This window comes from Sutterella faecalis, assembly GCF_006337085.1.
GTDB lineage: Bacteria > Pseudomonadota > Gammaproteobacteria > Burkholderiales > Burkholderiaceae_F > Sutterella > Sutterella faecalis.
In genome coordinates, this window is the sequence record NZ_CP040882.1 from 2,414,497 (window position 1) to 2,426,063 (window position 11,567).

Sequence of the window (11,567 nt, forward strand, 5' to 3'; positions counted from 1 at the left end):
ATAAGCTTCTCTGAAGCCGTTCGTTTGACCGAGACAGAACATGCCTGAAAATCATCCCCGGCGCCGTGCCTTTGAAATGCAGAAGCCCCGCCGTACGGAGCGCGCCGAACCGGGCCGCCGCCGCACGGAACGCCAGATTGCCGCCGATAAGCGCCGCCGCGAGGAACGCGCCCGCGAAGGGGTCGTGAAAAAAGCCGGACCGAAGACGCCGGAACACCGCATGGCGCCCCGCGCGCCCGGCCGCGTCCGCGTGACGACCCTGATCGTTGACGAGCTCGCCCGCGCGCTCAAGGTGATCCTTAAGTTTGACGGCCCTGCCGACGTGCTCATGAAGCTCTTCTTCAAGAGCAATCCTCAGCTCGGCATGCGCGACCGCGGCATCATCGCCGAAGGCATCTACGATGCGCTTCGCCGCTACGGCACGCTGCGGGCCGCCATGCGCCCGGTCCATCCGGATCGTGCTCCGAAGCTCGCGGCCCTTGCCGTTCTCGCGCGCCAGCACGGCATCGAAGCGATTTCGCCCGCCGCCATCGGATCCGAGGAAGGCCCCCTGAAGAATGTCCTCGCTTTTGATGCCTCCAAGGCGCCCGCGCACGTGCGCGCCGAGCTTCCGCAGTGGATGTTTGATCTGATTGAGGCGCAGTATCCGGATTCGCAGGACCTCTACCGCGCGATGACGGAAGGCGCTCCCCTTGACCTTCGCGTGAATCTCCTCAAGGCGACGCGCGAGGAAGTGCTCGCCGAACTCGAAAAGAACGGAGTTGAAGCGCTTCCGACGCCGCTTTCGCCCGACGGCGTTCGTCTTCCGACGAAGCCCGGCCTCACCCGCTGGCCGATTTACAAGGACGGCCTCGTTGACGTGCAGGACGAGGGCTCGCAGCTCATCGCGCGCCTTCTCACGCCCCGCCGCCGCGAGATGGTCTGCGACTTCTGCGCAGGCGCGGGCGGAAAGACCCTTGCGTTGGGCGCTCTCATGCGCTCGACGGGGAGCCTCTACGCCTTTGACGTGAATGAAAAGCGCCTCGCGGGTCTCGCTCCCCGCATGCGCCGCGCCGGTCTCACGAACGTTCATCCGATCGCGATCAGGAGCGAACAGGACCAGCGCGTGAGGAGGCTGAACGGCAAGTTCGACCGCGTTCTCGTCGATGCGCCCTGCACGGGCACCGGTACGCTGAGGCGCAACCCCGACCTCAAGTGGCGTTTGTCGCCCGAGGAGCTCGAGCGCATCAACGCCATTCAGAAGAGCGTGCTCGCAAGCGCTGCGAAGCTCGTGAAGAAGGGCGGGCGCCTCGTCTATGCGACCTGCTCGCTTCTGAAGCGCGAAAACCAGGACGTGGTGGAAGCCTTCCTCGCCGTCAATCCCGGCTGGCGTCTCGTTCCCGTGAAGGAAGTCTTCGAGCAGCAGGGGATTCACTTCGGTTCCGGCCAGCTCGAGCGTTTTGAAGGCTACATGCAGCTTCTGCCGCACGTGAACAACACGGACGGTTTCTTCGCTGCCGTGCTTGAGCGTGATGAATAAGGCGCAGCGCTGAAAGGCGCCGCTCTGAAAAGACAAGAAGGCCCGGAAGTTCTGTCCGGGCCTTTTTAATAGGTCTTTGCGCTAATTTCCAATCCAGCCGATGACTTTCTTCGCGGCGCGAAGATAGTTGGTGTTTTCCATCCCTTTAAGCCCGAGCGTTTCGACAACCGCAGCCATTGAATCGTAGTTTTCGCTTTCGCAGCAGGCAGTTTCCACCCGGGCGCCATTGAACCAGACTTCGGCGTATTCGCAAATAATGCCGTTGACGGAGAATCCGAAGCGTTTTTTTTCTACTGAAACCAAGGCCAGATCCGGGTTGGCTCGGACAATATTCTTAAATTCCTCAAACGTGCAGGAATCACCGGTCTCAGGAAGATCTGCCTGGAGCGCAGCAAAGATGGCCAGCAATTCGTCGCGCTTGACGGGGAACTGAAATTTTCCCCTCGGCTGGAAAATTTCAAATCCTTCGGGAGTTTCCCCCGTTTTGGTTTTGATGTCGAGAAGGCCATCGCGCACCTTGACGTTGGCTTTATCCGTATGGCGAGAGAGGACGTAGGTTTCGGGCGGCATGACGCGCGCCTTGAAAAGCTGCGCCTTGCATTGCCACATATGCGTTTTGACGCTCTCAATGACTTCTTTGCCGAAGACGCGGAACTCTGCACGGGGAATAATCCTGGCAGCTTCAGCGGCAGTGGTTGCCTGATTTTTGGAAAACGTATCCGTCATGATGAGCCTCACTTTCCCCACGTACTGAAGGGATGAGCAACCAGGTTGGAATTGAAGTACCTCGGATCCCCGGATACTTCCTCACCAATCCAGTCGGGCTTTTCAAAAGGCGTGTCTTCGCTTGGCAATTCAATTTCAGCCACGATGAGGCCGGCATTGACGCCAAAAAATTCATCGATTTCCCAGGTAAAGCTGCCCATGGGAATTTTGTAGCGGGTTTTCTCGATGATGGGCTGTTCCGCAAGCTTCTCAAGCATCGTCACGCAATCGCTGAAAGGAATCGAATACTCAAATTCCATGCGTGTAACGCCGATCGTGGGGCCCTTGACGGTGATTACCGCTTTCTCGCCCACCGTGCGGATGCGCACGGTTCGTTCCTTGGCACTGTTGAGATATCCCTGACGGTAGTGCACGCCTTGAGCCAATTTGCGCCAGGCATCGCCCTTAACGAGATATTTCCTTTCGATTTCCTTTGCCATGCTCATGCTCCTAATGCAAACAGAACTTTTTTAGAGATCCGGGATCTCCGGGAGAGAAATGAAATCTTCTTCAAAGATCTTTTATCTTCATTCTGAGGCAGCATGAGGCTCTTGGAATGGCAATTCAAAATCGGATCTATCAGCAATCCTGATGGAAGACTTTCAATACAAACGCCGTACAGGCTTCAGGCAGAGCGTGCGGCATTCATCAGGATTGCAGCAACTCGTCGATAGAGGGCCAGAAGCTCAACATGCAGTGCACTGGTTTCAACCGATTCAGAGACGCCGGATGAAACGCGATCCATGTGCCTGACGACCAGCTCGAAATCCTTTCCGCTTAATGCCTGCTCTTCCTTTGCCAGCATGTGGACCAGGACTTCCTTATTCCCATTCTGAGAAATGAGCTCCTCAAGCTCCCTGAGCATGTTGGCTACTTCATCGTGCGTTGCAAGAAGTTCTGTAAGTCCGGGAGAAGAGAAAAAGCGGCTGTCCCTCCATTTGTTTTTGCGTACGGTTTTAAAGATCTGGCCGCAAACGCTGACTGCAAATCCGAGCGAATCGCTCAGGGTTGAGACCCGATCCCAACTGCGGGACTCTTCCGCGGTGAGGCCGAGCCGGACAACCGCGGCGAGGTAGACGGATACTGCCCGGCAGCGCCGTTCAAGAAGCTTTCTGCGGCTTTCCATCAGAAGAAGTTCCCCTGCAGGAGGATTGATGGAAAGCATCCTTCGCAGATCTTCCCAGTATCGTTCCAGGATTTCGGCCGTTTTGGCGATTTCTTTTTTCGCCAGTCTGAGAGAGGTTTTCACCGAGAGGAGATTTTCTTCGGCCAGAAGTTCAACTTCCCCATCAGATGGAACGGGTTTGGAAGGGAAAAGCGAGTCAATGAGCTTTGCCGCCGGACCGACGAATAAGAGTCCGAAGAGACAGACGACGGCGTTGTAGGCCAGGTGAAAAAGCACTATGCCGTCCGGGAGCATTGAAAAATAGGATTTGACCGGAGGCACCAGACCTAAAGTTACGGCGCCCAGGACAAAGCCGATCGTTCGAAAGAGACCGTTCCCTAAGGGAGCTTTTCTCGCCGTACGAGAGCTTCCGGAGGTGGTAAGAATGGCAAGGAGTGCACTGCCGAGATTTGCCCCCAGCACCACCCAGAGTCCGGCTTCCATGGAGAGAATCCCCGCTGCATGAAACGCTGCAGTGGTGGCGACGACAGCAAGGCTGGAGAAGAATGCAAGAGCCAGCAGGATTCCCAGCAAAATGCTCAGAGGGGTCGAGGCATCAAACCATTGAGTGGCGGCAGTCAGTTCTTCACTTTCACGAAGCGGAAGAGTGCCCTCCATGATCATGCGGAGCGCCATCAAAATGAAGGCAAGGCCTAGCAGAATGCGGCCGAATTGGCCGGAGCGTTCGTTTGTGCGCCTCAAAAATAGGAAAGTGCCTGCAAGAATAAGAACAGGCACTGCCGAAGAAAGATCCAGCGTCAGGACGCGTACCATAAAGGCGCTGCCTACATCGGCACCCAGGACGGCGGCGAGCGCAATGGCTGTGGTGACCAGGCCTCCGGCCTGAAGTCCGGCAACCAGCAAGGCGGACGCGGTCGAACTCTGAAGAACGGCCGCAAGAGAGAAGCCCGCAAAAAATCCCAGAAAGCGGTTTTTAAGGTATTTCGCGAGACAGACCCGGAGAGATTCCCCGAAGGTTCGGAGAATTCCGGTCTTCACCATGTAGGTGCCCCAGACAAGGAGCGCTACGGCGCCGGCGATCTGAAGCAAAAGCGCAGGCATAGAGGCTCCTTTCCCAGAATTAATGCATGGTTCAATTGTATGAGCGGATGGGAAGAGAACACATTAGATACTGAGCATTCATCCATAATGAATGCTTATTGATGGATCTCTTTTCTGCTGAGCGACGCCATGCTTTCACTTATTCATCTGCGGACTTTCATTACGACGGCGCGCGTCATGAATTTCACGCAGGCCTCGTATGAACTTTGTCTCTCCCAGCCTGCCGTGAGCGGGCACATCGCCGCACTGGAGGCAGAGCTCGGCGTGAAGCTTTTTGAGCGGACAGGACGAAAAGTGGTGCTCACAGACGCCGGCCGGCTGGTGCTGCGTGCCGCGCTTGACATTACGGATCGCATCAGGTCCCTCGAGGGAGAGCTTGAAGATCTGAGTCAGCTTCACAGCGGAACGATCCGGATTGGCGCCTCAAGGATTATTGGGGTCTACCTGCTTCCAAAAATTCTGACGGCGTTTCGGGAAACTTTCCCGGATATCGAATTGCTGGTCTCCATCCATACGGCACATACCATCGGGCGCCTGGTGGAAGAAAATGCCTTTGATCTCGCGGTCGTAGCGGAAGGCGACGAACATTTGCGGACCGGGAACGTCGGCGTCAAGAGGATCGGGACTGATCGGCTTGCCATAGTGGCGCCGGCGGGAGGCAAATTTAGGAAGGGGAACGTGCTGTCTGCCGAGGAAGCTGCCCTCGAACAATTCATTCTGCCGGGACGAAGCACGGCCTCTGCGCAGAACCTGCGTCGTCAGCTGGAGGGACTGGGCATACGCCTGAAAAGCACGATTGAGATGGATGACGCAGGGGCCATCAAACGAGCGGTTGAAGAGGGAGCGGGTCTTGCCGTGATTTCCCGGGCGGTCGTGGAGCGTGAACTCGAGGATCATCGGTTGGTGGAGCTCTCAGTCCCGGGCTGGGAGCCTCGTCGCGGTATCTTTATGCTGTGGCGGCAGGATCGTCGCTTTTCGCGAAATACAGAAGTCTTTATGGAGTTTCTGAAGCAGAAGCTGGCTGACAACTGAAGCGATAAGCAAGCGTTATGGGTTGAATCACATTATGCGATTCTTTCGGGGTGCAGGGCCTTCAGAATAGAGGCAAAGGACCTTTCTCTAAAGGAGGCCGTATGACTGCCAACAACCAGGTCGATCGGGGAACATACGATCCTCTCGACATGAACAGCTATTCGCTCAACCGCATTCCCAAGCGGCCGCTATCGCCTGCAGGGCGTTTTTTCCGGCTTTGGGGGCTGCCTATTGCTGCTCTGATCTTCGTCGTTTCTGCCTATCTTGTGCAGTTTCCGATTCTCGATCAGCGTCAGCAGATCATGTTCGGACTATTTGCTACGGCGCTGTTCCTTTGGATTTCTGAGGCGGTGCCCAACTACCTCACGTCCATGCTCCTTATCTGCGGTCTGGTGCTCACAGGTATTCTCAAGGCAAAGCCTGCGATGGCAACCTTGGGCGATCCGGTAATCTGGCTGAATGTGTCCGCCTTCATCATGGCGAGCGCGATGGTGAAAACCGACCTTGTAAAGCGCGTTGCTTTGTGGCTCATCATCCGGTTCGGCAGGAACGCAGGAATGATCTTCATGACATTCCTCGCCATCAATTTGATCCTTGCGGCTTTCATCAACGCTACTGCCGCCAAGGCCGCGCTGATGATGCCGCTTTTCATGGTCGTCTCCGCAATCTACGGAGCGCCGGGAACAGATACCACCAACAACTTTGCGCGGAATCTCGTCCTGCACAACCTTCTCATGATTAATGCATCCTGCAACATGTACATGACCGGGTCGGGCGCGAACCTCATGGCCGTTGCTCTTCTTGCGGGCGCGGGAACGACGATCTACTACTTCGACTGGTTTGCTGCGGGCGTGCCTCTTGTGCTGGCCTTCGGCATCATTTCTTACATGATCGGCGTCCGCTTTGTTTTTCCGCTTACGAAGGAAGATCGAGAGCCTAAGCTGCAGGGCGGGCGTGAGGCGCTCATCAAGGCCTATCAGGCGCTGGGAAGTCTCAAGGTCTCGGAAGTGAAGGCTGCGGCTATTTTTCTCCTCGTGCTCATCGTCTGGGCCACGGATAAGCTGCATGGGCTCAATTCAACCATTGTTGCCATGCTGGGCGCCGTAATCATGCTTGCGCCTCAGCTGAAGCTGATCAGCTGGAATGACGTTGACATTCCCTGGCACCTGATGATCTTCTCGGCGGGTGCGTATTCACTGGGCGCCGGTCTGACGAACACCAAGCTGATGGAAGTTCTGACGAAGCATCTGATGGACGCTTTCGGCATGAATTCGATGTCGTACTTCGAACTCTATGCAGTGCTTACGGCTATTTTCATCGCCAGCCACTTTATCTTTCAGAGCAAGAACATGCGCACGATCATTTTCATACCGATTGTGATCGGCATTGCTCAGGCAATGAACATCAGCGTTCTGGCGCTGGGTCTGCCGGTAGCGCTCTGCATCAATGTCTGCTGGTCGCTTCCCTTCAACGCCAAGCCCAATGCCATGCTGTACGGCACGAATAAGTACACGATGAGCGAATCGTTCTGGTACGGGTTTGTCATGTCCGTGCTCTACTGGCTGCTTCTTCTGGCGGCGGGCGGCACGTACTTCATCTGGCTTGGGATCTCTCCAGGCTTCTTCTGATGCCATGAGAGCCGGCGGGTTGGATCTCCCTGCCATTGATCTGATGGTCGGCTCTCCCTGAAAAAAACAAAGGCATTCGTCTGCAGATGAATGCCTTTGTGCGTTTTCGGGAAGGGAATCGCCGGAGTTATTCCGGGTTCGCGCAGTGCACCGGCTTGGCGCCGAGCACGTCGGTCAGAACCTTCGGATCAATGCCGACCTGATAACCGCGGCGGCCGCCGTTGATGAAGATGTGGTCGAGCTCGAGAATCGTATCCTCAACGTAGACGGGCATCTTCTTCTTCGTGCCGAAGGGAGAGGTGCCGCCCACGAAGTAGCCGGAATTCCGCTGCGCCTGTTCCGGCTTGCAGGGAGCGACGTGCTTTACGCCGATCTGGCGGGCGAGATTTTTGGTCGAGACCTCGCAGTCGCCGTGCATGAGAATGATGAGGGGCTTCTTGTTCTCATCCTCCATCACGAGCGTCTTGATGACGTGGTGATGGTCGAGCCCGCAGGCGGAAGCGGCAAGCGCCGTGCCGCCGTGCTCGACGTATTCGTACGACTTTTCTTCAAAGGGAATCTTGTGTTCCTTGAGCCACTGCGTCGCGGGCGTAAGGCTCTGGTGCTGAGACTTTGACATCGGCATTCACCTCAACTCAAAAGCTTTGGACGGCCGGCATCGAACCGGCCCCTGATTTAATAATTTGCGGGTTAATACTAGTCGTTTCGAAGCCGCAGCAGACAATGCGCCATGGTGGTGCGTCAGAGGCGGCGGGCTTATTTACTCGACTTCTCGGCTTGAGCGGCTTCGAGATCGCTTTCCCAGAGGCCTTTCGGCAGCGGGAAGGCAACGCTTTCCTCTTCGCCCTCGAGCGTGCGGACTTCCGTGGCGCCCGCATGTTCCTTCAACCAGTCGACCACGCCCTGAACGAGGCTTTCCGGCGCAGAGGCGCCCGCAGTGAGGCCGACGCATTTGACGCCCTTCAGCCATTCGGGATTGACATGCTCGGCCGAGTCGACAAGCCAGGCACGAACACCGGCGCGTTCGGCGACTTCACGCAGACGGTTGGAATTCGAGCTCGTTGCAGATCCGATGACGAGAACCGCATCGACGCCGGCATCGGCAAGCTTCTTCACGGCAACCTGGCGGTTCTGCGTGGCGTAGCAGATGTCCTGGCGCTTCGGTTCATGAATGTGCGGGTAGCGCGTCTTGAGGGCTTCAATCACGTCGCGGCTGTCGTCGGCGCTGATCGTGGTCTGCGTTACGTAGGCGAGCGTGTCGGCGTCCGTATAGGGAAGTTTCGCCACGTCGGCGGGCTTTTCAATCAGGCGGATGCCGTCCTCAACCTGGCCCATGGTGCCTTCGACCTCGGGGTGGCCGGCGTGACCGATCATGAGGATGGTGCGGCCTTCGCGGCGCATGCGCCCCACCTCCTTATGCACTTTGGTGACGAGCGGGCACGTCGCATCGAAGACGCGCAGCCCGCGCTCCTCGGCCTCGCGGGCAACGGCCTTCGGAACGCCATGGGCGGAAAAGACGACCGTCGCGCCCTCCGGCACGTCGGAGAGATTGTCGACGAAGACGGCGCCCCGGGCGCGGAGGCTTTCGACGACCGTGCGGTTATGCACGATTTCGTGACGAACATATATTGGAGCGCCGTAAATGGCGAGCGCTCTTTCTACAATGGCGATGGCGCGCGTGACGCCCGCGCAGAAACCGCGCGGCTGAGCAAGAAGAACCTGCATGAGAAGCCTCTGAAATGGAGTCTGAGGCAACAGATTAAAGAAAAACTGGCTTTTTCGCACACAGCACCCGCGGACTCGAGTACAATTCGCTCCCTGTCATATTCTCCGCGCCGCCGGGAACCCTGTACTGACACTGTGGGGGGCCAAGCCGCGACGCGCCAATATAAATGGCGCTGATGCAGGTGGCGACGCATCCGGAGAGTGACTAGTTTTAACTTTTTATTGCGCTCGTTCGGCACAGCATTCCTTCAAAAGATGCTCCGCGCCTGCGAGACGTATTTTCTTTGGAGTTAAAGATGGCACGAGTGTGTCAAGTCACCGGTAAGGCGCCGATGGTCGGCCATCAGGTCTCGCACGCGAATAACAAGACCAAGCGTCGCTTCATGCCGAATCTGCAGTATCGCCGTTTCTGGGTTGAGAGCGAAAACCGCTGGGTTCGTCTTCGTCTGACGAATGCGGGCCTGCGTACGGTCGATAAGGTCGGCATTGATGCTGTTCTCGCGGATCTTCGCGCCCGCGGCGAAATCTAATTAAGGAGTTTCACCATGGCGAAAAGCGCTCGCGATAAGATCAAGCTCGAGTCCACGGCTGGCACGGGTCATTTCTATACCACGACCAAGAACCGCAAGACTCAGTCTGGCAAGATGGAAATCTCCAAGTACGATCCGGTTGCTCGCAAGCACGTGATCTACAAGGAAACGAAGCTCAAGTAATTCCCGCTTGAGTTCTGTTCCAGTCCGCGTATGCCGAAAGGCATGCGGCAGGACAGCCGCAGAAAGCCCGGTGCAGTTGATTCCGCATCGGGCTTTGCTGTATCTGGAGCATCGAGAAACGTCATTTTCCGCGCTTTCCACCTTCCGGAAAGCGGCCCCGGCATGCGGCAGCACGCAGGCGTGTGCATACGCATCATTGCAGCGTTCTCCGGGAAAGACGCTCCTCTTCCCTGAAGCTGTCGAAATCTGCGTCGATCGGCAGAACAATGCTGTCTGGCTGACTCAAGGCCGTCAAAGGACGCTGCCGCCCGCAGATCGCATTCGGAACGTGGGATAGCCCGTTCAGATTTCGACGTCCTTTAGATGAAGGATTGTTTCGGCTCCAGCTTTTCGCAGCCGGATATGAAAAAAGCCGCATTCCCATCCGGAGCGGATGGAAGCGCGGCTTTTACTGAGGATGCTTCAGAGCTTTAATGAATCATCAAAGCGCACCTGAAAGCGCGGTGTTGGCATTCGTGTTGCCGTTCCCGTAGACACGCTTCATTGCAACGGCGCAGCCGATTGCCATGAGGCCGAGGACGACGACGTAGAAGCCGAGACCGAGGCTGCCGATCGAATCAGGATGGAGCTTGCCGTAGGTGTGAAGCGCAAAGCAGAGCTGCGGAGTCACGGCGCCGGAAAGCGCATAGCTGATGTTGTAGGCGAACGAGATGCCGGAGAAGCGGATGCGGGCCGGGAAGACGTCCGACATGAAGATCGGGCAGAAGTTGTAGAGACCGGCAAAGAAGCAGGTCGCAACGTACCAGAAGGCGACGAACGCGGTGTTGGGCTCAGCCGTATAGAGGTTGTGGCAGAAGAGGAGCGCGGAGGCGGCGAAGCCGATCGCGTACCAAGTGCACAGACGCGCCGGGCTCAGGTGGTCGGCCAGAATGCCGGAGAGCACGCAGGAGGCGACGATCGAGACAATGCCGGCCATCTGCAGGTAGGTGGTCTCAACCGGCGTGAACTTGAGCAGGCCGCCCGTGAAGCCAGGCATCATCAGAATGAAGATGACGATGCAGCCCGTGAGAACCCAGGTGATCACGAAGGAGAGGTAGACCCCGAAACGAGAGGTGCGGAGCACTTCGGCGAGCGGGAACTTGGCAAGCGCCTTGCTCTCGCGCATCTTCTTGAAGACCGGCGTTTCCTGAAGGAAGCGGCGCAGGTAGATCGAGATCAGGCCGAAGATGCCGCCGAGCACGAAGGGAACGCGCCATGCCCAGTCGGAGAGTTCCGCCTGCGTGTAGATCGTGTTCATCACGAGGGCGACGATGGCGCCCAAGAGAATGCCGCCCGTCACGCAGGCCGTCAGAATGCCGATGAACTTGTTCTTGTGGCCCTGCGGAGCATGTTCCTGAATGAAGACCCAGGCGCCGGGAAGCTCACCGCCAATCGCGATGCCCTGGCAGATTCGAACGAGTATGAGGAAGATCGGCGCAGCATAACCAATCGTTTCATAGGTAGGAATCACCGCCAGAGAGAAGGTCGGAATGACCATCAGGGCGATTGAAAGCATGAACATGTTCTTGCGGCCGAACTTGTCGCCGAAGTGCGCCATGACGACGCCGCCGAGCGGACGGGCAAGGTAGCCGGCGGCAAAGGTGCCGTAGGTGTTGAGGAGCGCCCAGAATTCACCGATTCCTGCGGGGAAGAAATGCTGGGAAATAATCTTCGCAAAGAAGAAGACGATGATGAAGTCGTAAAACTCGAGGATGCCCCCGAGGGACGATAGTCCGAGCGTCTTTACTTCCTCCCGGGAGAGAGACGCTGAAGAAGTTTGCTGCTGCGTTTCCATTTTTTTATGTAAAGGATGTTGGATTTTCGAATCTATCTCTTCGTTTACCAAAGAGATGTGAAAGGAGAAACTGCCCTTTCACGGAAAGCATCCTAATCATCCCGTCAGTCTATGGAGTACTCCA

The 11,567-nt window shown here is 56.9% G+C and carries 11 protein-coding genes; 5 read left to right on the forward strand and 6 right to left on the reverse strand.

The annotated features are described in order from the left end of the window. Positions 1-40 precede the first annotated feature (40 nt). A complete protein-coding gene (locus FG381_RS10200; protein ID WP_139688690.1) occupies positions 41-1,519 on the forward strand; it encodes an RsmB/NOP family class I SAM-dependent RNA methyltransferase in 1,479 nt (492 codons plus the stop codon). Positions 1,520-1,600: 81 nt separating this feature from the next. On the opposite strand, the gene FG381_RS10205 is transcribed toward FG381_RS10200, so the two are convergent. The 3 genes from FG381_RS10205 to FG381_RS10215 form a co-directional block, all read right to left on the reverse strand. Then, the gene (locus tag FG381_RS10205) at positions 1,601-2,245 is read right to left on the reverse strand and encodes a hypothetical protein (protein ID WP_139688691.1); all 645 of its coding nucleotides are present in this window, start codon (positions 2,243-2,245) and stop codon (positions 1,601-1,603) included. An 8-nt stretch (positions 2,246-2,253) separates the two neighbouring features. Next, complete coding sequence (locus tag FG381_RS10210; protein WP_139688692.1) at positions 2,254-2,724, reverse strand: CYTH domain-containing protein; 471 nt, start codon at positions 2,722-2,724, stop codon at positions 2,254-2,256. A 185-nt stretch (positions 2,725-2,909) separates the two neighbouring features. Further along, a complete protein-coding gene (locus FG381_RS10215) occupies positions 2,910-4,511 on the reverse strand; it encodes a Na/Pi cotransporter family protein (RefSeq protein WP_139688693.1) in 1,602 nt (533 codons plus the stop codon). Positions 4,512-4,640: 129 nt separating this feature from the next. Here FG381_RS10215 and FG381_RS10220 point away from each other — a divergent pair, with 129 nt between their 5' ends. Continuing rightward, positions 4,641-5,543, forward strand: coding sequence for a LysR family transcriptional regulator (locus FG381_RS10220; protein ID WP_139688694.1), 903 nt, complete (start codon positions 4,641-4,643; stop codon positions 5,541-5,543). A 101-nt stretch (positions 5,544-5,644) separates the two neighbouring features. Beyond that, on the forward strand, positions 5,645-7,171 hold the full coding sequence (locus tag FG381_RS10225) for an SLC13 family permease (RefSeq protein ID WP_139688695.1): 1,527 nt from the start codon (positions 5,645-5,647) through the stop codon (positions 7,169-7,171). 127 nt (positions 7,172-7,298) lie between these two features. On the opposite strand, the gene ybaK is transcribed toward FG381_RS10225, so the two are convergent. Together ybaK and ispH are read right to left on the reverse strand one after the other, a co-directional pair. Beyond that, on the reverse strand, positions 7,299-7,790 hold the full coding sequence (gene ybaK / locus FG381_RS10230) for a Cys-tRNA(Pro) deacylase (RefSeq protein WP_139688696.1): 492 nt from the start codon (positions 7,788-7,790) through the stop codon (positions 7,299-7,301). Positions 7,791-7,927: 137 nt separating this feature from the next. Next, positions 7,928-8,896 carry a 4-hydroxy-3-methylbut-2-enyl diphosphate reductase gene (ispH, locus tag FG381_RS10235; RefSeq protein ID WP_139688697.1) on the reverse strand — a complete coding sequence of 323 codons (969 nt, stop codon included), beginning with the start codon at positions 8,894-8,896 and terminating at the stop codon, positions 7,928-7,930. A 296-nt stretch (positions 8,897-9,192) separates the two neighbouring features. On the opposite strand from ispH, the gene rpmB reads away from it, so the two are divergent. Then, on the forward strand, positions 9,193-9,426 hold the full coding sequence (rpmB, locus tag FG381_RS10240; RefSeq protein WP_139688698.1) for a 50S ribosomal protein L28: 234 nt from the start codon (positions 9,193-9,195) through the stop codon (positions 9,424-9,426). Positions 9,427-9,441: 15 nt separating this feature from the next. Next, positions 9,442-9,609, forward strand: coding sequence for a 50S ribosomal protein L33 (gene rpmG / locus FG381_RS10245; RefSeq protein WP_139688699.1), 168 nt, complete (start codon positions 9,442-9,444; stop codon positions 9,607-9,609). 481 nt (positions 9,610-10,090) lie between these two features. On the opposite strand, the gene FG381_RS10250 is transcribed toward rpmG, so the two are convergent. Then, positions 10,091-11,443 carry an MFS transporter gene (locus FG381_RS10250; protein ID WP_139688700.1) on the reverse strand — a complete coding sequence of 451 codons (1,353 nt, stop codon included), beginning with the start codon at positions 11,441-11,443 and terminating at the stop codon, positions 10,091-10,093. Between the last annotated feature and the right edge of the window lie 124 nt (positions 11,444-11,567).